Annotated in this window: 19 protein-coding genes and 1 pseudogene; 7 read left to right on the top strand and 13 right to left on the bottom strand. The window is 31.0% G+C overall.

Translation table 11 applies throughout. The annotated features are described in order from the left end of the window. The first annotated feature begins 92 nt into the window (after positions 1-92). Positions 93-1,268 (top strand): acetyl-CoA C-acyltransferase, encoded by a 1,176-nt coding sequence (locus tag P161_RS0112740; RefSeq protein ID WP_026777333.1) that lies wholly within the window; start codon positions 93-95, stop codon positions 1,266-1,268. Positions 1,269-1,300: 32 nt separating this feature from the next. Continuing rightward, positions 1,301-2,071: a C40 family peptidase gene (locus tag P161_RS0112735; protein WP_026777332.1), complete on the top strand. Its 771-nt coding sequence runs from the start codon at positions 1,301-1,303 to the stop codon at positions 2,069-2,071. 52 nt (positions 2,072-2,123) lie between these two features. Here the strand turns inward: P161_RS0112735 and P161_RS0112730 are convergent, their stop codons facing one another. Together P161_RS0112730 and gyrA are read right to left on the bottom strand one after the other, a co-directional pair. Then, positions 2,124-3,368 carry a tetratricopeptide repeat protein gene (locus tag P161_RS0112730; protein ID WP_026777331.1) on the bottom strand — a complete coding sequence of 415 codons (1,245 nt, stop codon included), beginning with the start codon at positions 3,366-3,368 and terminating at the stop codon, positions 2,124-2,126. Between the two features lie 24 nt (positions 3,369-3,392). Beyond that, on the bottom strand, positions 3,393-5,951 hold the full coding sequence (gyrA, locus tag P161_RS0112725; RefSeq protein ID WP_026777330.1) for a DNA gyrase subunit A: 2,559 nt from the start codon (positions 5,949-5,951) through the stop codon (positions 3,393-3,395). Positions 5,952-6,214: 263 nt separating this feature from the next. On the opposite strand from gyrA, the gene P161_RS0112720 reads away from it, so the two are divergent. After that, on the top strand, positions 6,215-8,776 hold the full coding sequence (locus P161_RS0112720) for an ATP-dependent Clp protease ATP-binding subunit (protein ID WP_026777329.1): 2,562 nt from the start codon (positions 6,215-6,217) through the stop codon (positions 8,774-8,776). Positions 8,777-9,039: 263 nt separating this feature from the next. Here the strand turns inward: P161_RS0112720 and P161_RS0112715 are convergent, their stop codons facing one another. Continuing rightward, positions 9,040-10,359 (bottom strand): dihydrolipoamide acetyltransferase family protein, encoded by a 1,320-nt coding sequence (locus P161_RS0112715; RefSeq protein WP_026777328.1) that lies wholly within the window; start codon positions 10,357-10,359, stop codon positions 9,040-9,042. A 318-nt stretch (positions 10,360-10,677) separates the two neighbouring features. On the opposite strand from P161_RS0112715, the gene P161_RS18590 reads away from it, so the two are divergent. After that, the gene (locus tag P161_RS18590; protein ID WP_051605747.1) at positions 10,678-11,244 is read left to right on the top strand and encodes a YceI family protein; all 567 of its coding nucleotides are present in this window, start codon (positions 10,678-10,680) and stop codon (positions 11,242-11,244) included. Between the two features lie 30 nt (positions 11,245-11,274). Further along, positions 11,275-12,594, top strand: a complete 1,320-nt coding sequence (locus P161_RS0112705; protein ID WP_026777327.1) for a hypothetical protein — start codon at positions 11,275-11,277, stop codon at positions 12,592-12,594. Between the two features lie 54 nt (positions 12,595-12,648). Here P161_RS0112705 and hemF read toward each other — a convergent pair whose 3' ends face one another. The 4 genes and pseudogenes from hemF to P161_RS0112690 all read right to left on the bottom strand — a co-directional run bounded on the left by hemF (position 12,649) and on the right by P161_RS0112690 (position 15,561). Beyond that, positions 12,649-13,551 carry an oxygen-dependent coproporphyrinogen oxidase gene (gene hemF / locus P161_RS19945; protein ID WP_026777326.1) on the bottom strand — a complete coding sequence of 301 codons (903 nt, stop codon included), beginning with the start codon at positions 13,549-13,551 and terminating at the stop codon, positions 12,649-12,651. A gap of 249 nt (positions 13,552-13,800) precedes the next feature. Next, a pseudogene (locus P161_RS20020) lies at positions 13,801-14,154 on the bottom strand (transposase); the annotation flags it as partial. A gap of 128 nt (positions 14,155-14,282) precedes the next feature. Beyond that, entirely contained in the window at positions 14,283-15,041 is a 759-nt protein-coding gene (locus P161_RS0112695) for an EI24 domain-containing protein (RefSeq protein ID WP_026777325.1), read from the bottom strand. Positions 15,042-15,072: 31 nt separating this feature from the next. Further along, positions 15,073-15,561 (bottom strand): hypothetical protein, encoded by a 489-nt coding sequence (locus tag P161_RS0112690; RefSeq protein ID WP_026777324.1) that lies wholly within the window; start codon positions 15,559-15,561, stop codon positions 15,073-15,075. Here P161_RS0112690 and P161_RS0112685 point away from each other — a divergent pair. Beyond that, entirely contained in the window at positions 15,555-15,788 is a 234-nt protein-coding gene (locus P161_RS0112685) for a hypothetical protein (RefSeq protein ID WP_026777323.1), read from the top strand. The genes P161_RS0112690 and P161_RS0112685 overlap by 7 nt on opposite strands. Before the next feature lie 9 nt (positions 15,789-15,797). Here the strand turns inward: P161_RS0112685 and hemE are convergent, their stop codons facing one another. From hemE to hemA, 6 genes are all read right to left on the bottom strand, one after another. Next, the gene (hemE, locus tag P161_RS0112680; protein WP_026777322.1) at positions 15,798-16,829 is read right to left on the bottom strand and encodes a uroporphyrinogen decarboxylase; all 1,032 of its coding nucleotides are present in this window, start codon (positions 16,827-16,829) and stop codon (positions 15,798-15,800) included. A 113-nt stretch (positions 16,830-16,942) separates the two neighbouring features. Continuing rightward, a complete protein-coding gene (hemL, locus tag P161_RS0112675) occupies positions 16,943-18,235 on the bottom strand; it encodes a glutamate-1-semialdehyde 2,1-aminomutase (RefSeq protein ID WP_026777321.1) in 1,293 nt (430 codons plus the stop codon). Positions 18,236-18,295: 60 nt separating this feature from the next. Further along, positions 18,296-19,303: a YhcG family protein gene (locus tag P161_RS0112670; protein ID WP_026777320.1), complete on the bottom strand. Its 1,008-nt coding sequence runs from the start codon at positions 19,301-19,303 to the stop codon at positions 18,296-18,298. Between the two features lie 61 nt (positions 19,304-19,364). After that, positions 19,365-20,330 carry a porphobilinogen synthase gene (hemB, locus tag P161_RS0112665; protein WP_026777319.1) on the bottom strand — a complete coding sequence of 322 codons (966 nt, stop codon included), beginning with the start codon at positions 20,328-20,330 and terminating at the stop codon, positions 19,365-19,367. 179 nt (positions 20,331-20,509) lie between these two features. After that, positions 20,510-22,123, bottom strand: coding sequence for a hydroxymethylbilane synthase (gene hemC, locus P161_RS0112660; RefSeq protein ID WP_026777318.1), 1,614 nt, complete (start codon positions 22,121-22,123; stop codon positions 20,510-20,512). Positions 22,124-22,133: 10 nt separating this feature from the next. After that, entirely contained in the window at positions 22,134-23,369 is a 1,236-nt protein-coding gene (gene hemA / locus P161_RS0112655) for a glutamyl-tRNA reductase (protein ID WP_026777317.1), read from the bottom strand. A gap of 203 nt (positions 23,370-23,572) precedes the next feature. Between hemA and P161_RS0112650 the strand changes: the two genes are divergently transcribed. Then, the gene (locus P161_RS0112650) at positions 23,573-24,457 is read left to right on the top strand and encodes a helix-turn-helix transcriptional regulator (protein WP_026777316.1); all 885 of its coding nucleotides are present in this window, start codon (positions 23,573-23,575) and stop codon (positions 24,455-24,457) included. The last annotated feature ends 14 nt before the right edge of the window (positions 24,458-24,471 follow it).

Here is a 24,471-nt window from a genome sequence, read left to right as displayed (position 1 = left end):
AAAATTACACCTGTATTTAAGATTTCTTTTTGATTTAAAATGGTTAATTTAGCAGCTGAATTAAAACAAAGAAAACATATAAATTATAGTGTATGAAAGATGTAGTAATAGTATCTGTAGCAAGAACCCCTATTGGAAGTTTTATGGGAAGTTTATCAACAATACCTGCAACAATTTTAGGAGCAACTGCTATAAAAGGTGCATTAAATAAAATAAATTTAGATCCAAGTTTAGTACAAGAAGTTTTTATGGGGAATGTAGTTTCGGCTGGTTTAGGGCAAGCACCTGCAAGACAAGCTGCTATTCATGCTGGTATTCCAGATACGGTTCCTTGTACTACTGTAAATAAAGTGTGTGCTTCAGGTATGAAATCGATTATGTTAGCTGCTCAAACTATTGCTTTGGGTGATGCTGATATTGTTGTTGCTGGTGGTATGGAAAATATGAGTTTAATTCCTCATTATCAACAGGCAAGAACTGGATCGAAATTTGGACCAATTACTATGGAAGATGGCATGCAAAAAGATGGTTTGGTTGATGCTTATGGTAAGGTTGCCATGGGTGTTTGTGCAGATGAATGTGCTACTGAATATGGTTTTTCAAGAGAAGAGCAAGATGCTTTTGCTATACAATCTTATGAGCGTTCTACAAAAGCTTGGAGCGAAGGTAAATTTGCTGATGAAATTGTACCTGTTTCAATTCCACAAAGACGTGGAGAAGACATTATTTTTGCTGAAGACGAAGAGTTTAAGAATGTAAAAATGGATAAAATTCCTGCATTAAGAGCTGCTTTTACAAAAGACGGAACAGTAACTGCTGCTAACGCATCAACTATAAATGATGGTGGAGCAGCCTTGGTTTTAATGTCTGCTGATAAAGCAAAGGAATTAAACATCACACCACTTGCAAAAATAGTAAGTTATGCAGATGCTGCTCACGAACCAAAATGGTTTACAACTGCACCTGCAAAAGCGTTACCAAAAGCATTGGCAAAAGCAAATATATCTATTGATGACGTAGATTATTTTGAATTAAACGAAGCTTTTTCTATAGTTGGTTTGGCAAACATGAAGCTTTTAAATATTACTGATAAAAATACAAATGTAAATGGTGGTGCAGTTTCTTTAGGACATCCTTTAGGTGTTTCTGGAGCTAGAATTGTTATTGCATTAACATCTATCTTAAAACAAAATAATGCAAAAATTGGAGCTGCTGCTATTTGTAATGGTGGTGGAGGTGCCAGTGCCTTAATTATCGAAAAGTTATAATTAACTTTTCTTCATTAAATTTAAGTTCATTAATGACTTACGGTATTTGCAATCTTAGTATTGTTCCTTTAAGAGCAGAACCAACCCACACATCAGAAATGATTAGTCAACTGTTGTTTGGGGATGATTTTGTTGTGCTTGAAAAAACAAAATATTGGAGTAAAATTAAAATCTCTTTTGATGGCTATGAAGGCTTTATTGATAACAAACAATTCGTAGAAATTTCTAAAGATTTCTATGAAAAACTATCGTTAGAAACTGCCATTTATACTGGAGAGTTTATCGATTTTATTACAAATTCTACAAATGAACTAGCTACAATTGCAATAGGTGCAAGACTGCCTTTTTTTGATGCACAAAAGTTTTTTATCAATTCAAAAACATTCCAATATCAAGGAAAAGTATTTTCGGATAAAATGACGAAAAATGATATTATTCAAAATGCTTTTACTTTTTTAAACGCCCCCTTTTTATGGGGAGGGAAAACTCCGTTCGGAATTGATTGCTCTGGTTTTACGCAAATGGTTTATAAAATTTGTGGTTATAAATTATTTAGAGATGCAAAACAACAAGCAAAACAAGGAGAAGTTTTAAGTTTTATTGAAGAAAGCGAACCTGGAGATTTAGCTTTTTTTGATAATGAAGAAGGAGAAATCATACATGTTGGTATCATTTTAAAAGATTACCATATCATTCATGCACATGGTAAAGTAAGGATTGATACTTTAGATCATAGTGGTATTTTTAACCAAGATTTGCAAACGCATACCCATAAATTAAGAGTCATTAAAAAGATTATATAAAAAAAACCGAAATCTTACGATTTCGGTTTTTTACTTTTAAGAATGTTACAGCTTACATGCCTCTCATTTTCTTATAGATAGGTCTTAAAGTCTCTGCTTTTTTATTTCCTGTTAGGTCGTAAATATTTAAAAGAGATTTTACTGTATCTTCTGTTCTACTTAGTTCATCTGCTTTTTCTAAATAAGGAAGTGCTTTATTATACAATGCTTTTTGTTTTTTCTCTAATTCATCATACTTTTTAAAGTTTGATAAATTTTTATTCATTTCCTCTACAATCGCTTGTTCTCCAGCTAAAATTGAAACAGACAAATTCATATAAGCATCTGCATATTCAGGATCTAACTCAATAGCTTTTTTATAATAGTCAATAGCTTCTTCAGTTTTTCCTTGATTTTGATTTACAACACCTAAATTAAAAAATAAAGTAGGGTTTTTAGGATCTAATTGCACAGCTTCTTCCATTAGCTCTTGAAACTTGTCCATCTTTTCTAGCTTAATGTATAATTGAGCTTCGTTTAATAAAAGATTTAAATCTTTAGGCTCATTCTTTCTAGCTTCTTTAATGGCAACAATTGCTTCATCCGTTTTTCCTTGTGCGATTAAAATAAAGCTAATATTCTTTATAATATCACCTTTTTTAGAGTCAGAATTTTCATTCATTGGATTCATATATTGTCCTGTCTTCACCATTAAATCTCTTTGGCTTTTACTCCCTAAGTTTTCTTTAACTCCGGTTTCTTTATTTACAGCATAATATTGTGTCGTAATTCCAGAATATCCTAAATCTTGAAGTTGTTTGTAATAATCTAAGGAAACTTCGTAATCTTTAGCTAATGAAGCACTAACAGCTGCATTGTATAAAAAAGAAGTATCTCTTGGGCTTAACTTAAATGTTAAATAGAAATTTTTTGTTGCAGCAGCATAATCTTTGTCATTATTATAAGCATTAACAGCTTTATTTGAAACAAACTGAATTAATTCATTTAATTTTGGTTTTGCTTCATCCGTATATTTCGATTTTCCACTTTCTTTTTCTATTTCAAACAATTTATCGTAAGCTTCAACAGCTTTTTCTACATTCGATTTTCCATAAGCAGAACCTTTTAAATAATAATACCAAGCTTCATATTTTTCTTCTATGGCGCTTTCATTACTTTCTAAAGCTGCAATTCCTTCTTTTGCAGTTTTAAAGTCCTCTTTATTGATAGCTTTATCAATAGTTCTTAATTCCTTTTTTTGCGCAAACATTCCAATTGACATCAATCCTAATGAAATTGCTATAATCTGTTTTTTCATCTTAATCTGTGTTTAATTTATAATTTATTCTTGGTTTTCTTCTGTATCATTTTCAATATCCGTGCCATTTTCTTTTTGCTCATCAGAATTTGAATCTGTAGCCTCTAAACCTTCAGAGTTTATATCGTCTGATTCTTCTTCCTCTTCTTCATGCATCACTTTAGCCACTGCAGCAATACTATCATCTTCTTTAATTTTAATTAAACGAACACCTTGCGTTGCACGTCCCATAACACGTAAATCTTCCACAGCCATTCTAATGGTTAAGCCAGATTTATTGATAATCATTAAATCGTTAGAATCATCTACATTCTTAATAGCTACTAAATTACCAGTTTTTTCAGAAATATTAAGGGTTTTAACACCTTTACCTCCTCTATTGGTAATCCTGTAGTCTTCTAATTTAGAACGTTTTCCATAGCCTTTTTCAGAAACAACTAAAATATTGCTTTCCATATCGTTTACAGCAACTAAGCCAATAACTTCATCATTTTCGTGCTGTAAAGTTATTCCACGAACTCCTGAAGCTGTTCTTCCCATTGGTCGAGTTTTTGCTTCTTCAAAACGAATTGATTTACCAGAGGCTAATGCCAACATTACTTGACTATCTCCTGTTGTTAATTTTGCTGATAATAACTCATCACCTTCTTTAATAGTAATGGCATTAATACCATTGGTTCTTGGACGTGAATATTGCTCTAAGGAAGTCTTTTTAACTTGACCCTTTTTAGTAGCCATAATTACATAATGACTGTTGATGTAATCTTCGTCTTTTAAATCTTCTGTTACTAAAAATGCTTTTACAGAATCGTCTGGTTCTATATTTATTAAATTCTGCATTGCTCTACCTTTAGTGTTTTTACCACCTTCAGGAATTTCATACACACGCATCCAGAATACTTTTCCTTTTTGCGTAAAGAACATCATATATTGATGATTGGTACCTACAAATAAATGTTCTAAGAAATCTTCATTTCTTGTAGTTGCTCCTTTTTGACCTCTTCCTCCTCTATTTTGAACTTTATATTCATCTAGATTTGTACGCTTTAAATACCCTGCATTAGAGATTGTTACTACAACTTTCGTATCAGGAATCATATCTTCAATACGCATATCACCACCAGCATATTCTATAATAGATCTACGCTCATCACCATACTTGTCTTTGATTTGTAATAATTCTTCTTTAATAATGTCATAACGTCTTGGTTCATTTGCTAAAATGTCTTTCAAATCTGCAATCGTTAACATAATTTCATCAAACTCAGCACGTAATTTATCTTGCTCTAAACCTGTTAATTGACGCAAACGCATTTCTACAATTGCTTTTGCTTGAATTTCAGTTAACTCAAAACGCTCAATTAAGCTTTCTCTAGCTTCATCTGCATTGCCAGAAGCTCTAATTATTTTTATAACTTCATCAATGTTATCAGAAGCAATAATCAACCCCTCTAAAATATGTGCTCTTGCTTCTGCTTTCTTTAATAAAAATTCTGTTCTACGAACAATAACCTCATGTCTATGTTCAACAAAATAATGTATTAATTGTTTTAAGTTTAATTGCTCTGGTCTTCCTTTTACTAAAGCAATATTATTTACACTAAAAGAAGTTTGTAACTGCGTATATTTAAATAATTTATTTAATACGATGTTAGGAATTGCATCTCTTTTTAAAATATACACAATTCGCATTCCATTTCTATCAGACTCGTCACGAATATTAGCAATACCAGATAGTTTTTTTTCATTAACCAAGTCAGCAGTTTTCTTAATCATGTCTGCTTTATTTACTTGGTATGGGATTTCTGTAACAATAATGCACTCACGTCCTTTTACCTCTTCAATAATAGCTTTTGCGCGCATTACAATACGTCCACGACCTGTATGAAAAGCTTCTCGAACACCATCATAACCATAAATAATACCACCAGTTGGAAAATCTGGGGCAGTTATATGCTGCATTAATTCATCAATCTCTATTTCGTTATTATCAATATAAGCAACAGTTCCGTTAATAACTTCTGTTAAATTGTGAGGTGCCATATTTGTAGCCATACCCACAGCAATACCAGATGCTCCATTGACCAATAAATTAGGAATTTTAGTTGGTAAAACAGTAGGCTCTTGTAAAGTATCATCAAAATTTAAACGATGATCTACAGTATCTTTTTCAATATCAGCTAACATATCTTCTGATATTTTTTGCATTCTAACCTCTGTATAACGCATTGCTGCTGGCGAATCTCCATCTACAGAACCAAAGTTTCCTTGACCATCAACCATCATGTAACGCACACTCCAGCTTTGTGCCATACGCACCATAGAATCGTACACAGAAGTATCTCCATGAGGATGATACTTTCCTAAAACTTCTCCAACAATTCTTGCAGATTTCTTATAAGACCCTGTTGCTTTAATTCCTAACTCGTGCATACCATACAAAACTCTTCTGTGAACTGGTTTTAAACCATCTCTAACATCTGGTAATGCTCTTGAAACTATTACTGACATTGAATAATCAATGTATGCAGATTTCATCTGCTCTTCAATATTAATTGGAATTAATTTTTCCCCTTCTGACATATATAATTCTTATTAGTATTTATCCAAATTTTTAAAACAAGGCAAGATACTATTTCTAACAGTATTTACAAAGGTTTTATCTACTGTAAAACATCATAGTTATCAACATTTTTTGATAATTTTTAACAGTCTTTTATTTGTTTCATTTGTAATAGTTTTATATCTTTAATTATTAGTCAGTTTGTCAGTTTTTTATATTGGCATCTTTTTTGTAATTATGTAAAAAAGAAAGAGACTACATACACCTCAAGACAAAAAGAAATATGGACGATAATTTTTCACCAAAAGTAAGAGACGTAATCACCTTTAGTAAAGAAGAAGCCTTAAGATTAGGACACGAATTTATTGGAACAGAACATCTTTTATTAGGATTAATAAGAAAAGGAGATGGAAAAGCAATTGAGATATTAACAGCTTTTGATGTTGATTTAATTTTATTGCGTAAAAAATTAGAGCAACTAAACCCATCCAACCCAACATTTATAGAAAACACAGATAAACCTAGTTTACGCTTAACAAGACAAGCTGAAAAAGCCTTGAAAACTACTTTTTTAGAAGCTAAATTATATCAAAGTGATTCTATTGATACTGCACATTTATTATTGTGTATATTAAGAAATGAAAATGACCCAACTACAAAGTTGATTCAGAAATACCATGTAAATTATGATGAAGCAAAAGCTTTATACAAAGAATTACATGTAGATGATGTAGATGCTATTTTGCCAACAAACCCAATTGCAGAAACACCATCTGATGACAGTTATCCTTCAGAAAAGTCGAATCCTTTTGAACAACAAAAGGGAAAATCTGTAAAAAAATCGAAAACACCTGTTTTAGATAATTTTGGGCGTGATTTAACAAATTTAGCAGAAAACGGAAAACTAGATCCTGTTGTAGGACGTCAAAAAGAAATTGAGCGTGTTTCGCAGATATTAAGTCGAAGAAAAAAGAACAATCCAATGTTAATTGGAGAACCTGGTGTTGGTAAATCTGCCATTGCAGAAGGTTTAGCTTTACGTATTGTAGATAGAAAAGTATCTAGAATCTTGTTTGATAAACGTATTGTTTCTTTAGATTTAGCGAGTTTGGTTGCTGGCACAAAATATAGAGGTCAGTTTGAAGAACGCATGAAAGCCCTAATGAACGAACTTGAAAAGAATGATGATATTATTCTTTTTATTGATGAAATTCACACCATTGTTGGTGCTGGAGGTGCAACTGGTTCTTTAGATGCTTCTAACATGTTAAAACCTGCTTTAGCAAGAGGTGAAATTCAATGTATTGGCGCTACAACTTTAGATGAGTTTAGAACGAATATCGAAAAAGATGGCGCTTTAGAACGTCGTTTTCAGAAGGTAATTGTAGAACCAACTTCTGTTGAAGAAACCATTCAGATTTTACAAAACATTAAAAATAAATACGAGGAACATCACCATGTAAATTATACAGATGATGCTATTGAGGCGTGTGTAAAATTAACGAACAGATATATGACTGATCGTTATTTACCAGACAAAGCTATTGATGCTTTAGATGAAGCTGGCTCTCGCATTCATATCACCAATATTATTGTTCCTAAACAAGTTTTAGAATTAGAATCTCAATTAGAAAGAATACGTGATTTAAAAACAAAAGCGGTTAATGGACAGAAATATGAGGAAGCTGCCAAATTAAGAGATGATGAAAAGAACATGGAGGCTGCTTTAAATTCTGCTCAAAAACAATGGGAAGATGACTCTAAATTAAATAGAGAAATTGTTACCGAAGATAATGTTGCAGAAGTAGTTTCTATGATGACAGGAATTCCTGTTAACAGAGTTGCAGAAGCAGAAAGCCATAGATTGCACGAATTACCTGCCATGATTAAAGGCAAAGTAATTGGGCAAAATGAAGCTGTTACCAAGGTTGTAAAAGCAATTCAAAGAAATAGAGTTGGGCTAAAAGACCCAAACAAACCAATTGGTTCTTTTATTTTCTTAGGACAAACAGGTGTAGGTAAAACGCAATTAGCAAAAGTTTTAGCACGTGAATTATTTGATTCTGACGATTCTTTAATTAGAATTGACATGAGTGAGTACATGGAAAAGTTCGCTATTTCACGTTTAATTGGTGCACCTCCAGGATATGTTGGGTATGAAGAAGGAGGACAATTAACGGAAAAAGTTCGTAGAAAACCATACTCTGTTATTTTGTTAGATGAAATTGAAAAAGCGCATCCAGATGTGTTTAATATGTTATTACAAATCTTAGATGATGGACATATTACTGATAGTTTAGGACGTAAAATCGATTTTAGAAATACCATTATCATCATGACATCTAACATTGGTGCTCGTCAATTAAAAGATTTTGGTGGTGGAGTTGGTTTTGGTACTTCCTCGAAAGCTGCACAAGCAGATGAATATGCTAAAGGAATTATTGAAGGTGCTTTAAAGAAATCTTTTGCGCCAGAATTCTTAAACAGAATTGATGATGTAATTGTCTTTAATGCTCTAGAAAGAGAAGATATCCATTCTATTATTGATATTGAATTAGACAAACTTTTAAACAGAATTTTAGATTTAGGATACACTTTAAATTTAAGCGAAAAAGCAAAAGATTATATTGCTGATAAAGGTTTCGATAAAAAATATGGTGCAAGACCATTAAAAAGAGCCATTCAAAAATATATTGAAGATGCTTTAGCTGAAGAAATTGTAAATGCTAACTTAACAGAAGGAGATGTAATTGCAATGGATTTAGATGAAGAGAAGAATGAGCTTACAATTAACATTGTTAAAGGAGAAAAAAAGAAAGAAACTAGAACAGAAAGTAATTCTTAATCTTTTTTGATTTTTAAATTGATATAAAAACTCGCATTCTTTGCGAGTTTTTTTTTGAAATATTGTGTAATTCGCAATTAAAATAACCACAGCTAGTGCTCGTTTTTAACGAGTAACATTCTTGTTTTGATATTTTTTAACGGCACTCGTTTAAAACGAGCGCTAACGATTTCTTGAATTTCAATCTAAAAACAACAAAACTATTAACCAAAAAAAACGCTTGGAAAATTCCAAGCGTTTTATATTCTGTATGATTTGTTGTCCTAAAAATCAGCGTTTACATCCCAACCTTCTAAAATTTCTTTTAAAGTTTTAATAAACATACCTCCTAAAGCTCCATTTACTACTCTATGATCATAAGAATGAGAAACAAACATTTTTTGTCTTATTCCTATAAAATCACCTTCTGGAGTTTCAATAACAGCTGGTACTTTTCTAATTGCTCCTAAAGCTAAAATTGCAACTTGTGGCTGGTTAATAATTGGTGTTCCCATAACAGAACCAAAACTACCAACATTAGTAACTGTATAAGTTCCTCCTTGAATTTCATCTGGCTTAAGAGCGTTGTTTCTTGCTCTGTTTGCTAAATCATTTACAGATTTTGTCATACCAACTAAATTCAACTGATCTGCATTTTTAATAACAGGTACAATTAAATTTCCATCTGGTAAAGCTGCAGCCATTCCTAAATTGATATTTTTCTTTTTGATAATTTTATCACCATCAACAGCAATATTTATTAAAGGATATTTTTTAATAGTTGATGCTACAGCATGCATTAAAATTGGAGTAAATGTTAATTTTTCTCCTTCTCTTTTAAAGTAAGCATCCTTTACTTTACCTCTCCATTTAACAATATTTGTAACATCAATTTCTATAAAAGATTGTACGTGTGCAGAAGTTTGTACGGAGTCTACCATGTGTTTAGCAATAAGCTTACCCATTCTAGACATTTCTATAACTTCATCTCCTCCATTTACTGAAACAGGAGCAGCTTTTGCAACTGGTTTTTCAGCTTTTTTTACTGGAGCTGCTGCAACTTTAGGTGCTTTGCCTCTATTATCTAAATATGATAAAATATCGTCTTTTGTAACTCTACCATCCTTTCCTGTACCAGAAATATTTTCTAGCTCTTGCATAGAAATACCCTCAGTTTGAGCAATATTTCTAACCAATGGTGAATAGAACTTTCCTGAATCAGAATTTTTTAATATAGGGCTTGCAGCAGTTGCTGAAGCTTTTTCTATTGTTTTTTCTACCTCTTCTACTTTTGCAGGAGCATCAGTTTCAGTATTTTCTTTTTTTGTTTCTTTCTTAGTTTCAATAGCTGCAGTTTCACCACCTTCTGTTTCAATTACAGCAATAGTTTCACCAACAGCAACAACATCATCTTTTTCGAACAAAATTTCAACTAGAGTTCCCTCAACTTCAGAAGGTACTTCAGAATCTACTTTATCTGTAGCAATTTCTACAACAGCTTCATCCAATTCAATAGTATCTCCAACTTCTTTTAACCAAGAAGTAATGGTTGCTTCTGCAACACTTTCACCCATTTTAGGTAACTTTAATTCAAATCTTGCCATGTTTATTACTTTTTAATGGGTGCAAAAATACTAAAATTGGTTGATTTTTGATGTAAATAAGACTTAAAAAAAGTATAAAAAAAAACATCACATTATATTATCCTTAAAATATTAGAGGTATTGATGAAAATAACAAAAATTTTACTGCTATATCCTTTGTTTTATTAAGGATAATTAAATATAAATCAATTCTTTTTATAAGATTCTGTTCTTTTTATTATTTAAATCGTGCTGTATTTTAAAAATCTTAAAACATGATTATTATCATTATTTAAGAAACAATTGCCCCTTAAATTTGCAGTATAAATAATTAGAATCATGAAAAAAACAATTTTAACCATCGTATTATTTCACATATTTGTCTTTATTTCTGCTCAAGAAAAAAGCGAAACATTTAAAATAAAACTACCTAGTAAAGTTCTTATTCAAGGTACTTCTACTTTACATGATTGGGAAAGTATTGTAGAAAAAACAGATGCTCAGTTAACAACAAACAACCTTAATAACGAACAAATTGAAACTTTAAATGTTACAGTAGAAGTTTTAAGCATAAAAAGTGGTAAAAACTTAATGGATAAGCTTACATATAAAGCTTTGAAAGCAGATGATTATCCAAATATCACCTTCGTTTTTAAGAAAGGCGAAATTATAAAAGAAGATGCTGCTCATGTAGATATTAAGTTAATTGGCGATTTAATGATTGCTGGAGTAACAAAAAGTGTAGCTGTAAAAACCAAAATAAACAAACAAGGAAAACCTATTGTTTTAAAAGGAACTCACATGCTGAAAATGACAGATTTTGGCATAGATCCACCAAAGGCCTTATTAGGTACTATAAAAACTGGTGATGAAATTACGATAGAATTTAACTTAACATTCGAATAATAAATAGAAAAACAACTAAAACAAATAATTATGAAAACAATTAAAAACATATTAGGAATTGCGTTAGTAGCTCTAGTGGGGTTTACTACAAATGCACAAGAAATACAATATTTTAGGCAAGCAGGTTATGATGGTTTAAATGTATTTGAAACAAAAAAAGACAATGATGTAGATTTTACAAAATTACGTGTAAAAGTTGGAGGTGATTTTGCAATTCAATTTCAAGCAGTAGATCACTCTAATGATGCTAACAATTTAGCACCAATTGGTGGAAACGTAAATTTACCAACTGCCAACTTAAACTTTGATGTTCAATTAGCAGATGGTGTTAGAATGCATTTAAGAACATTTCTTTCTTCTAGAAATCACAATGAAGCTTGGGTAAAAGGGGGTTATGTACAAATGGATAAACTAAACTTTATTAAAGAAGATTTCTTAAAAAGTGTAATGGATATTACCACATTAAGAGTAGGTGTAGACCAATTAAACTATGGTGATGCACATTTTAGAAGATCTGATAATGCCATGGCTATTTACAACCCTTTTGTAGGAAACTATTTAATGGATGCTTATACTGTAGAGCCTTTTATAGAAATTAATTTACAACCAAAAAACTATATTTTTGTTTTAGGTATTTCTAATGGATTATTAAACCCAACTGTAGATCAAACAGTTACTGGTTATGGATCTACTGCAATAGTTGGAGAAAGAGATTTAAAAGCAACTTTTTATGGTAAAGCAGGTATAGATAAACAAGTAAATGAAGCGTTAAGAGTACGTTTAACAGGTTCATTTATTAGAGAAGGTGGTTACAATAATGGGGATCACTTATATAATGGAGACAGAGCAGGATCTAGATACTATAATATTTTTAATGCAAATAATGGAGGAAACTTAGTTTCTAGTGGCAATTTCTCTGGAAGATTTACTCCAGGTTTTAAAAATAACACCTCTTATCAAATTAATCCTTTTATACAATATAAAGGCTTAGAGTTCTTTGGAATTTATGAAACCAGTAAAGGAAATAGAGTAGAAGGAAATACTAAAGGTTCTTTTACACAATTAGGAACTGAGTTGCTGTACAGATTTGGCGAACAAGGCCAATTTTATGTAGCAGGTAGATATAACTCTGTAAACGGAAATAAAGGTTATGCAGCAGGAACTGCTAAACCAAACGATCAAAAAGTTACAAGAACTAATGTTGGTGCTGGTTGGTTTATGACAAAAAATGTACTTGTAAAAGCAGAGTATGTAAATCAATCTTATAATTCTGATACCACTGTTTGGTCTAATACCTTATCTGGAGCAGAAATGAACGGTTTAGTTTTAGAAGCAGTTATCTCTTTCTAAACATATTATTTGAGTTAATAAAAAAAGCAGGAACTAAGTTCCTGCTTTTGTTATTTACACCCAATTCTTAGGTTCTTTTAAAACTTTTAAAAGTCTAGCTTCTTCCGAATTTTCTTTAGGTTGATGATTGTATTTCCATTGCACAATTGGTGGTAAACTCATTAAAATACTTTCTATTCTACCATTGGTTTTTAAACCAAACAAAGTTCCTCTGTCATGAACTAAATTAAACTCCACATATCTACCTCTTCTTACTTCTTGCCAATCTTTTTGCTCTTTAGAAAACTCCAATTTCTTTCTTTTTTCAACAATAGGCACATAGCTTTCTAAAAAACTATTCCCAACCTCCGTCACAAAATTATACCTGTCTTGAATAGAAAACTCATCGTTTTCTTTTAAATAATCAAAAAATAAACCTCCAATTCCTCTAGCTTCATCTCTATGTGAATTCCAAAAATACTCATCACAGGTTTTTTTAAACTTCGGATAAAATGCTGGATTGTGTTTGTCGCAAGCAGATTTACAAACCGAATGAAAATGAGTGGCATCTTCATCAAACAAATAATAAGGTGTTAAATCTTGACCACCACCAAACCATTGAGTTACAATATTTCCATCAGCATCATACATTTCAAAATAACGCCAATTCGCGTGAACTGTTGGTACAAAAGGATTTGTTGGATGTAACACCAGACTTAATCCACAAGCAAAAAAATTACCTTCTTTTACTTTAAATTGTTTTCTTAAAGCTTCAGGTAATTCCCCATGAACTGCAGAAATATTTACACCTCCTTTTTCGAAGATTGCACCATTTTCAATCACTCTGGTTCTTCCTCCTCCACCTTCTTTTCTTTTCCACAAGTCTTCTTCGAAAATTGCTTTTCCATCTACTTTTTCTAAAGTTGATGTAATGGTATCTTGTAAATTTTCTATGTATGTGTAGAATTTATTTTTCATACTAACTTTCTTTTTCTTAAAAATTTCAAAATCTTTTTTCTGACCTGCAAGGTTTTCAAAACCTTGTAGGTCTTTATCACTAATTTCTTTTTTATGACAAAAAGTAAAATTATCAACATTGTCAAACAAAGAAATGACATCGTGATTGGAGGTTATATTTGATGTTTTATTTAAAATACCTTGATAAGATGAAAATTCATATTTAGAGAAATCAGATACTAATTTATGACTCTCTGGATTTTTATGTATATAAAAAATTATATTTTTTAAATATTCATCAGAATCTATATTTTTTCTTCTAAAATGTTTTTCAAATAAACTTCCTGTTCTATCTTGTTGTTTATTAAACGCTTTAGCATACGCGTTAAATAAATTTGAAAAAGCTTGTATTGCAATTTCTGACTCACAATCTATTCGTACTAAAAAATGATAATGATTTGGAATTAAACAATAAGATAAAATAGTTATATTTTGTGTGAGATATTTTTCAACTAATTTTAGAAAATAACGCATATTTTCATCAGTTTTAAATATGGCATCTCCTTTAAATCCTCTGTTGTAAATATGATAGTATTTGTCTTTTTCTAAGATTTCTAATTTCATAATTATTTGATAATTTTAATATAAATGATCATTTCAAATACCTACAAGGTTTTAGAAACCTTGCAGGAGAATTTCAAAAACTTCACAAAATTTATGGTTAAATTAAAGATCAGAATAAGATTTAAAATTTATTTTTCATAAACAATCTCGTGTTTGTTGTGCATCAATTTAACGGTTTTTTTAGATGCTGCTGTTACAGAAAGTGGTAAAACAATAATAATTCCGATTACCGGAATTAATAAAAAAAGCATAAATACAATTCCGTTTCCGATGGCAAACCCTTTATTTTTTCGAACAAAATTAATGCTTTCTTTGTAATTTAAATGACGCTCTAACGTATAATCCATATTTCCAAAACCTGCATAATATGCTTGTACAATAAATAATAAAATAGTTGAAAATATATTGACAATTGGAATAAATTTTAAAAGTAAAATAGGAAAAGTAATTAAAAGTTCTCGAAATAAATTTCTAACATTAATTCTGATTCCCCTTATTAACTGTTCTGTATTGCTAGTTTTTCTGTGCAAATGTTTTGTATCTCCATAAAAATGATGCTCTATTTTTTCTGAAACAGGACTCATAAATGGCGCAGAAAAAGCCATGATAATATGTTTGTATAAAATTAAACCTATCACCAAAACAATAATTCCGCCAACAAAATTACTAATTGCTGTAAACCCTTCTTTTCCCCAATCCCAAATCCATAATTTAGCAATTACGCCACCAACATTATCATATAAAACGTACACCTCAACCCCAATTAAAATAGCTGTAAGAATGCTTATTAAAATAGGAACAATAAAATATTTCCAGAGTTTTAGATCAGAAATTAATGCAAAAGCTCCTGTATATTCTTTGATTCCTAAAACAATGTTTTTTATCATTCCTAGTTATTTTTACTTTTCTAAAAATAATTTATTTATCTAAATAAACTAATTGGTTTTCAAAATTTTTAAATTCTGATTTTTGTTTTACCTGAACTGCGTTCAACAATTCATTTTTTAAAGTTGTTATAATTGTCTCTGTTGATTTATCCTTTAAATATAAAAAATTATTTCTACCAAATTTATTATTGTGCAAATCCATTAATTTTGCCATTTCTTTATTGGGCGAAAATTCTTCGTGCCAATCTGTAATTCTTTTTGTCCAACTTAAAACATCTTCTAAATCTGAGCTAAATTTAGCACTTTCTTTGGCGATTAATAAATTCCATAAAGCGTGACGAAATGCATTTGCTTTATTATGTTCGTCATGAATATCTGGAAATTCTTTTTGAGCAATTTTAACTGTTGAATAGGTTGCTTTTGCAGTCGCAAACAAATATAATGGATGCTGTAAAAACCATAGAAACAGAATCCACACTTGCTTAAAATCTAAACTTTTTACAATATTCCAAAATGACATTTGTAGTTATTTTTTGGCTTTTAAGAAATTCTGAAATTATTACAAATTCTATTGGCTGGCAAAAGTTTGCGTTAGCGATTGAAATGGCATCCTTTTGCCTTTTTCTGGCAAAAGATATAGTTGAAAGCGCGACCTTTTTAGGGAACGTCCAAAATAATATAATACAATCCTACAAGGTTTTTGAAACTGAATTATGTTCAGCACTAGAGACCTTGCAGGAAGATTAGTTTAGTTTTTTAATTTGGACTTTTATACTCCTTTACAGCATCTATAAATGCTTTCGCATTTTCTAATGGAATATTTGGCAAAATTCCATGACCTAGATTTACAATATATTTATCTTTCCCAAATTCGTTAATCATTTGAGTTACCATTCTTTTGATTTCTGATGGTGGAGAAAATAATCTTGTAGGATCGAAATTACCTTGTAAAGTAATTTGTCCTCCAGATAAATAACGAGCATTTCTTGCAGAACACGTCCAATCTACACCCAAAGCAGAAGCTCCTGATTTAGCCATTTCATTTAGTGCAAACCAACATCCTTTTCCGAATGCGATTACTGGAATTTCATCTTTTAAAGCATCGATAATCTGCTGCATATATTGCCAAGAAAATTCTTGATAATCTACTGGAGATAACATGCCTCCCCAAGAATCAAACACTTGAACTGCATTTACACCTGCTGCCACTTTTGCTTTTAAATAAGCAATTGTTGTGTCTGTAATTTTTTGTAATAAAGAATGTGCAACTATAGGATTTGTAAAACACAATTCTTTGGCTTTATCAAAGTTTTTTGAGCCTTGACCTTGTACACAGTAACAAAGAATTGTCCAGGGTGAACCTGCAAAACCAATTAAAGGTACCTCATCATTCAGTTTTTCTTTGGTTGCTTTTATAGCATCCATTACATAGCCTAAAGTGTCTTGAATATCTGGAACAATTACTGAATCTAAATCTTTTTGAGTACGAATTGGATTTGGTAAATAAGGTCCAAAATTAGGTTTCATTTCCACATGAATATTCATAGCTTGTGGAATTACTAAAATATCTGAAAACAAAATTGCAGCATCCATTCCATATCTTCTAATTGGCTGAACCGTAATTTCTGAAGCTAATTCTGGAGTTTGACAACGTGTAAAGAAATCGTACTTCTTTTTTATTTCCTGAAACTCTGGTAAATATCTACCTGCTTGTCTCATCATCCAAACTGGTGGTCTATCTACAGTTTCTCCTTTTAATGCTCTTAAAAATAAATCGTTTTTTATCATTTTATAGCTTTTGGCTATTAGCTTTTGGCTATTAGCTATTCTTAATTTGTTGAATTTTCTTGGACTTTTTAGACCTCACAGGTTTTTAAAACCTGTGAGGTCTTGACATTTTATTATTCCATTTCAGAAACCTTCTTCATTGCTTTGTCAGTTGCTTCTGCAATAATTTTTATGTCTTTATCTGAAATTGCCGAGTTTAAAAACCAAGCTTCAAACTGACTTGGAGGTAAAAACACGCCATTTTTTATCATTTCCCAAAAGAAAACTGCAAACTTTTTAGTGTCTGATGTTTGTGCTTGTTCGAAATTAGTGACTTTTACATTTGTAAAGAAAGGATTCATCATAGAACCAAATCTATTTACTACTAAATCTACATTGTACTTTTTAGCAGTTTCTAATAAAATTACTTCTAAAATAGAACCAATTTCTTCGAATTTATCATAAGGATTTTGTCTTTTCAATTCTGTCAAGGTGGATATTCCTCCAGCCATTGCAATTGGATTCCCAGACAACGTTCCTGCTTGATACATGCCCCCTAAAGGTGCCACTTCTTGCATAATTTCTTCTCTTGCTCCATAAGCACCTACAGGAAAACCTCCTCCAATTACTTTTCCTAAACAAGTAATATCTGCTGTAACTCCTAATAATTCTTGTGCTCCTCCAAATTTAGAACGAAAACCCGTCATTACTTCATCAGCAATTAACAACGCTCCTTTGGTTTCTAAATATTTTTTTAATGCTACTAAAAATCCGTTTTGAGGAATGGCAACACCCATATTTCCACAAATTGGTTCTAAAATTACACCTGCAATATCATCATATTTATCAAAATGTGCCTTTACACTTTCTAAATTATTATATTCTGCAATTAGTGTGTTTTTTACAGCTCCTTCTGGAACACCTTTACTTCCTGGCATGCTTAATGTTGCCAAACCAGATCCTGCTGCTACTAATAATGAATCTTGATGCCCATGATAACAACCAGAAAATTTGATAATTTTATCTTTACCTGTAAACGCTCTTGCCAAACGAACTGCACTCAACACAGCTTCTGTACCTGAGTTTACAAAACGAACTTTATCCATTCCTGGAAAAGCATCACAAACAATTTTTGCTAATTTTATTTCTGCTTCTGTAGAGGCTCCAAAAGAATACCCATTTTTTAAGGCTTTTTTTGCCGCTTTTTCTACTTTTTTATGTCTATGACCTAAAATCATTGGGCCATAAGAAACGACTAAATCTACATATTCGTTTCCATCAACATCTATAATTTTACTTCCTTTTGCTTTTTTGATAAACAAAGGATTTCCACCGACTGAAGAAAATGCTCTTACAGGAGAATTTACAGCTCCAACTAAGTGTTTTAATCCTTTATTATATAATTTTTCTGATTTTTTGAATTTCATCTTTTAACGCTTTTTGCAATTCACTTTTCGCTAATTCTTGTTCATTAGTATTATTAAAAACTACTCAATTTCTTTTTTATCTTCTAAAACATGAGAGATAACTTTTGTAATTTCTTCCTTTTTAGGCAAATATAATTGATACTGACTTGCTAAAATAGTTGCATTTTTTTCTGGCAAAGCAAATTCAACCATTGTATCATTTTTATCTGTACACAATAAAATACCAATCGTATTATTTTCGGTTTCTTGTTTTTCTGTTCTGTCATAATAATTAACATACATCTGCAATTGCCCCAAATCTTGATGTGTTAATTTATGTGTTTTGATTTCTATAATTACGAAACATCTTAATAATCTGTTATAAAAAACCAAATCTACAAAATACTCATCATCTTCTATTTGTATACGTTTTTGTCTTGATACAAAAGAAAATCCATTTCCTAATTCCAATAGAAAACTTTGTATGTTGTTAATTAAAGATTGCTCTAAATCTTTTTCGTAGTAAGAAGCTTGTGGTTGCAAACCTAAAAACTCTAAAACCATTGGATCTTTTATAATATCTTTTGGGTGCTCTACTATTGCCTCTTTTTTAGCAATTGCTAAAACTTTTTCTTTATCATTACTTAACAACAAACGCTCATATAACTGGCTGTTTATTTGTCTTTCCAATTGTCTTGCACTCCAATTATTATTGCAAGATTCTTCTATATAATAAGTTCTTTTATCTTCATTTTCAATTCGAAGTAACAACCTGTATTGTGTCCAGTTCAATTGCGAACGCAGTGCGTTCGTAATTGGGAAAATGGTGTAAAATTGACGACAAAGTTCTAATTGTCTTATTGAAAAACCTGAACCAAAATCCTTCGTGAGTTCTTGAGCAAGCGTTTTTATCAATTCAGCACCATACTCTGCACGTACTTCTCCTTGTTGTTCTTCCTCTACAATATGATGACCAATATGCCAATACATTAAAACACGTTGTTGCTGAACAGCAGTTACAGCGTGTTTTTGTGCATTTACTATTATTTCCCTAATAGATTTTATAAATGTTTGGGAAAGTATGGTCATATATTTGTGTAATTGTTTATTTGTTTAATCGTGTAAATGTTCAGTTACACAATTAAACAGTTTAACGTTTCAACAATACTTTTGCTGCTTCTTTAGCAAAATAGGTAATAATAATATCGGCTCCAGCTCTTTTCATCGACAGTAAACTTTCCATCATTACTTTTTCGCCATCAATCCAACCTTTTTCTGCAGCAGCTTTTACCATTGCATATTCTCCACTTACATTATAACAAGCAATTGGTCTATCAAAATTATTTTTTAAATCTCTTATGATATCTAAATACGACAATGCTGGCTTTACCATTAAAATATCTGCTCCTTCTTGATCATCAAAAGTAGCTTCTCTTAATCCTTCATCTCTATTTGATGGATCCATTTGATAGGTTCTTCTGTCTCCAAAAGTTGGTGCAGAATCTGCAGCATCTCTAAATGGCCCATAAAATGCTGATGCATATTTTACAGAATATGCCATAATTGGCAAGTTCACAAATCCTGTATTATCTAAAGATTGGCGAATCATATCAATAGTTCCGTCCATCATTCCTGAAGGTGCAACCATATCTACTCCTGCTTTTGCATGAGAAATTACTTGCTTGGCAATATTTACCAAAGTTGCATCATTATCAACATCATTATCATGAATAATTCCACAATGACCATGAGACGTATATTCACAAAAACAAACATCTGTTATCACATATAAACTTGGGTAATTTTGTTTGATAAAACGAACTGCTTTTTGCATAATTCCATCATCATTCCAAGTTTCTGTACCTTCATCATCTTTGGTTGATGGGATTCCGAATAACAACACTGCTGGGATTTTTAAAGCCACAACTTCATCTAATTCTTTAGATATTGTATCCAAAGAAAAACGTTTGATTCCTGGCATTGAAACAATTTCAGTTTCTATATTTTCGCCTTCTTCAATAAATAATGGATACACAAAATCATCAACAGAAAGTCTTGTTTCTTTAACGAGTCTTCTAATTCCTTCGTGTTTTCTTAATCTTCTTGTTCTGTTCATAATATCCCTATAGCCCCTGTTTCCCCAAAGGGGAGCACACTCTTAAAAATTGTGTGTTTAATTAATACTTTTATATCCTGCAAGGTTTGTTTTGAACCTTGTAGGTATTCTCTTTATTTATTTTATACCTACAAGGTTTTTGAAACCTTGCAGGATTTTCAGTATATTTTTTCCACAATCTATTCCTTCCCTTTGGGAAGGTTAGGATGTGAAAAATATTTGTTCACCAATTCCAAAACACTTTCTACACTTGGCATGTCTGCAACTTCAACTTTATTAAAATGTTTTCTTGCTTCTTTTGCTGTAGTTTCACCAATACAAAAAGCCACTTTATTAGTATTATTTTCTAGTAAATAACTTTCAATTCCTGACGGACTATAAAACAAAACTCCAGAAATTTCATCACTTAAAGCATCTGAACTTAACATGGTTTTATAAGCCTCCACTTCATTGACAGCAATACTGTACGTTTGTAAATACGCTGGTAAAATATCCATTCGTAAATTACTACAGAAATACGTTACTTCTTTATTTTTTAGTTCTTTTGATAGATATTCAGCTAAAGCTTTCGCGTTTTTTGCAACCTTGGTTACTTTCCCTATTTTAGTTTCGATTAACTTTTTAGTTCTTCTACCAACACAATAAATGTTCTTAAATTTTAACTCGTTTTTCGTGAACGAATTCAAAATTGCTTCTACACCATTCTGACTTGTAATAATTACGTTTTCAATTTCGTTTTTTATCACTTTAGCAGGAATTCTATTAAAACGTATTTTAATAAAATCGCTATCTTCTATACCAATTGCTTCTGATAAAGTTTCTTTTTGAAGTTCTGAAAGTTTCTTTGTAGAATAAATTGAAGCGATCTTAGATTGATTTTCATTATCCTCTAACATTAATTCTTTTCCTCCCCTATTAATTACATAATCTGCACAATCTTTTGCTAAAAATTTATGATTACCAAGTTTGGCCGTTTTTTCTACTTTAATTTTCTTAGAACCATCTTTACTTAACAAAACAGCTTTAAAGTTAACTTCTTCAGTTTTTGAATTTACATAAGCTAAAGCACCAATTGGAGCAGTACAACCACCTTCTAACAATCTTAAAAACTCACGTTCTACACCCACACAAACTTTGGTTTCATGATGGTTTAATTGCTCACAAGCATCTAAAACAAAATCATTTTTTTCTAAAGCAGTTATCATAATAGCACCTTGACCAGGAGCAGAAATCATCCAGGAAAGATCTATTTTACCTTCTGGATTAATCCCTAATCTTTCTAAACCTGCAGCAGCAAAAATGGCTCCATCCCAAGTTTCACTATCCTCTAACTTTTGCAAACGTGTGTTTACATTACCTCTTAAACCTTCTACTTTGTGTGTAGGATACCTGTTTAACCACATGGCTTTTCTTCGCAGACTTCCTGTAGCAATAATTCCATTTGGTTGTCCAAAAAACTCTTCGTTTCCTTTTAAAACCAAAACATCATTATAATTACCGCGTTTTAAAACGGCTGCTTGCACTATACCTTCTGGCAAAGCAGTAGGTACATCTTTTAAAGAATGTACAGCAATATCAATATCGCCATTTAACATTGCAATATCTAAACTTTTTGTAAAAACGCCTGTAACTCCAAGCTCGTACAAAGGTTTATCTAAAACAATATCTCCTAAAGACTTTATAGGTACTAAAATAGATTCGTAGCCCAATTCAGTTAATTCTGTGCGCACTTTATTTGCTTGCCAAAGAGCCAATTGACTTTCGCGAGTTCCTATTCTAATTATTTTTTGCATTATGTTTTGGTTAAGATTGAAACACTTTTTGTATAACATCTATACTTTCAGTTACAGATGTGTTATCATCTTTTAAATGCTTTACAAATTGAGTAGTTATTTTTTGAATTAAACGTGAAGTTAGTATTTCTGCTTGATATTCATCAAAACCAGAAATTTTTTTCTTCTGAAAGTTAATTTCGTCGTTTTTAATATTTTCTAGTGATAATTTAAGTGCAGCAATTGCTGGTGTAAACCTTCTATGATTTAACCAATCGTTGAATTCTGCTTTATGCGTAGCAATTATATTTTCTGCTGTTGGCACTTCTGCCAAACGAACTGCTAGGGTTTCATCAGTTATTTTAGAAAGTTCATCTACATTAATTAAAGAAATATTTTTATAATCTTGAACATCGTGTGCAACATTTTCTGGCATCGATAAATCTAAAATTAAAAGTTCTTTATTTTCTGTAAGATGTTTTTTAGTGATTGTAGGCTTTTCTGCACCTGTAGAAACTACTAAAACATCTGCAATTGCTACTTCTTCAGTTAAATTTTCTATAGCAGCTTGTCGAATTGAACTGTGTTCTTTCACAAACGCTGTTGTTTTCTCTAACGTTCTATTTATTAGAGTAACTTGCTTGTTTTTTGTATATTCTGATAAGTTTTTGCAAGTATGTTTCCCCATTTTCCCCAAACCAAATACAAGAATATTCTTGTTATTATAATTTGGAATATTTTTGATAATGTACTGAACTGCTGCATAAGAAACTGAAGTAGTTCCTGAACTTAACTTCGTTTGATTTTTAACTTTTTTACTCGCTTGTAAAACACTGTTTACCAATCTTTCTAAATAAGCATTTACCGTTTTTGTTTTTTTAGCTAATTTAAAAGCTTGCCTTAATTGCCCAACAATTTCATAATCTCCTAAAATTTGGCTATCCAAACCTGTACCAATTCTATATAAATGATTAATAGCCTGTTGGTCTTGGTATACATGAGAAAATGAAGAGAATTCTTTTGGAGTTCCTTCAGAAAAATCGCATAATAATTCTATTAACAAACAAGGTCTGTTTGCAAAACCAAAAATTTCTGTTCTGTTGCAGGTAGAAATTATAAAAACTCCAGAAATCCCTTTATTTTTTGCTTCTTTTAAAAGTGCAATTTGGTTTTCTTTAGAAACAGAAAATTTACCACGCGTTTCTGCATCTGCTTTTTTATAACTGACGCCAATATTGTAAAAGTGCTCTTGCCCTAGTTCTTTCATACATTGTTAAGATCGCACAAAAATAAAAACTAAATTTATAAAAAAACATCGCTGAAAGTACTTTTAGTAACGTTCTATGTTTTTTAGTAATTTTTTAATAAATAAACCCACTGGAATCCCTATTTTTGTTGTGTGATAAGGTTTTACAAAGATTTTATATAGAACCGTTCTAAATAAAAACACATTGATTAAATTTATTTTTTATGTTTAAAAATGTCGGAGAAAGTACTGTAGATGAAATAACACTTGAAAAAGGGTTTTATGTACTTCATTTTCAGAATGAAAGCAATGAAATTTTGAATTTTGAACGCGAAATTAATAGCACTTTCATACAAATGCACTTTTGTTTGCGAGGTAATTCTAAATTTTTATTTAACGATGGTTCTTATTCTTTTGATGTTTTAGACAACAGATCAATTTTATTATACAATCCTCAAAGAGTTTTACCTATAAACTTAGAAATTCAACCAAAAACAACCTTACTTTCTATTTTAATTTCTATTGAAAAATTCCATTCTTTATTTTCTAAAGAATCTGGCTATATCCCTTTTCTAAGCAACGAAAATAGCAACAAAAAATACTATGATGATGCCGAAATAAAACCTACAGTTGGCATAGTTTTGCAGCAAATTATCAACTCAAACATTAATAGTTCTATTAGAGAATTATATGTTAAAGGTAAAGTTTACGAATTATTGAGTTTACATTTTCAGAAAGATGAAACTGCAGAAGGTGAATATTGTCCTTTTTTGGTTGATGAACAAAATGTTTTAAAAATTAGAAAAGCGAAAGAAATTATTATTTCTAGAATGGCAGAACCACCAAGTTTGCAAGAATTAGCAAACGAAATTGGCTTGAACATCAAAAAATTAAAAGAAGGTTTTAAACAAATTTATGGTGATACAGTTTATAGTTTCCTGTTCGATTATAAAATGGAACATTCACGAAGATTGCTAGAAACAAATCAATATAATGTAAACGAAGTTGGTTTGCAGGTTGGGTACAGCACATCAAGTCATTTTATTGCAGCTTTTAAAAAGAAATTCGGCACAACACCAAAAAAATATGTAATGAGTTTGCAGAGTTAGAAGTTAGAAGTTAG

It is taken from the genome of Polaribacter sp. Hel_I_88 (assembly GCF_000687935.1).
GTDB lineage: Bacteria > Bacteroidota > Bacteroidia > Flavobacteriales > Flavobacteriaceae > Polaribacter.
This window is presented reverse-complemented; position numbering and strand designations above follow the sequence as displayed.

Bases quoted from the DNA above. Each gene is read 5' to 3' on its own strand.
- hemC (WP_026777318.1), bottom strand. From the start codon at position 22,123: ATGCAAAAAATAATTAGAATAGGAACTCGCGAAAGTCAATTGGCTCTT.
- P161_RS0112650 (WP_026777316.1), top strand. From the start codon at position 23,573: ATGTTTAAAAATGTCGGAGAAAGTACTGTAGATGAAATAACACTTGAA.
- gyrA (WP_026777330.1), bottom strand. From the start codon at position 5,951: ATGTCAGAAGGGGAAAAATTAATTCCAATTAATATTGAAGAGCAGATG.
- hemE (WP_026777322.1), bottom strand. From the start codon at position 16,829: ATGATAAAAAACGATTTATTTTTAAGAGCATTAAAAGGAGAAACTGTA.
- hemF (WP_026777326.1), bottom strand. From the start codon at position 13,551: ATGAAAAATAAATTCTACACATACATAGAAAATTTACAAGATACCATT.
- hemL (WP_026777321.1), bottom strand. From the start codon at position 18,235: ATGAAATTCAAAAAATCAGAAAAATTATATAATAAAGGATTAAAACAC.
- P161_RS0112670 (WP_026777320.1), bottom strand. From the start codon at position 19,303: ATGACCATACTTTCCCAAACATTTATAAAATCTATTAGGGAAATAATA.
- P161_RS0112695 (WP_026777325.1), bottom strand. From the start codon at position 15,041: ATGATAAAAAACATTGTTTTAGGAATCAAAGAATATACAGGAGCTTTT.
- P161_RS0112685 (WP_026777323.1), top strand. From the start codon at position 15,555: ATGACATTTGTAGTTATTTTTTGGCTTTTAAGAAATTCTGAAATTATT.
- P161_RS0112730 (WP_026777331.1), bottom strand. From the start codon at position 3,368: ATGAAAAAACAGATTATAGCAATTTCATTAGGATTGATGTCAATTGGA.
- hemA (WP_026777317.1), bottom strand. From the start codon at position 23,369: ATGAAAGAACTAGGGCAAGAGCACTTTTACAATATTGGCGTCAGTTAT.
- P161_RS0112690 (WP_026777324.1), bottom strand. From the start codon at position 15,561: ATGTCATTTTGGAATATTGTAAAAAGTTTAGATTTTAAGCAAGTGTGG.
- hemB (WP_026777319.1), bottom strand. From the start codon at position 20,330: ATGAACAGAACAAGAAGATTAAGAAAACACGAAGGAATTAGAAGACTC.
- P161_RS0112735 (WP_026777332.1), top strand. From the start codon at position 1,301: ATGACTTACGGTATTTGCAATCTTAGTATTGTTCCTTTAAGAGCAGAA.
- P161_RS18590 (WP_051605747.1), top strand. From the start codon at position 10,678: ATGAAAAAAACAATTTTAACCATCGTATTATTTCACATATTTGTCTTT.
- P161_RS0112740 (WP_026777333.1), top strand. From the start codon at position 93: ATGAAAGATGTAGTAATAGTATCTGTAGCAAGAACCCCTATTGGAAGT.
- P161_RS0112715 (WP_026777328.1), bottom strand. From the start codon at position 10,359: ATGGCAAGATTTGAATTAAAGTTACCTAAAATGGGTGAAAGTGTTGCA.
- P161_RS0112720 (WP_026777329.1), top strand. From the start codon at position 6,215: ATGGACGATAATTTTTCACCAAAAGTAAGAGACGTAATCACCTTTAGT.
- P161_RS0112705 (WP_026777327.1), top strand. From the start codon at position 11,275: ATGAAAACAATTAAAAACATATTAGGAATTGCGTTAGTAGCTCTAGTG.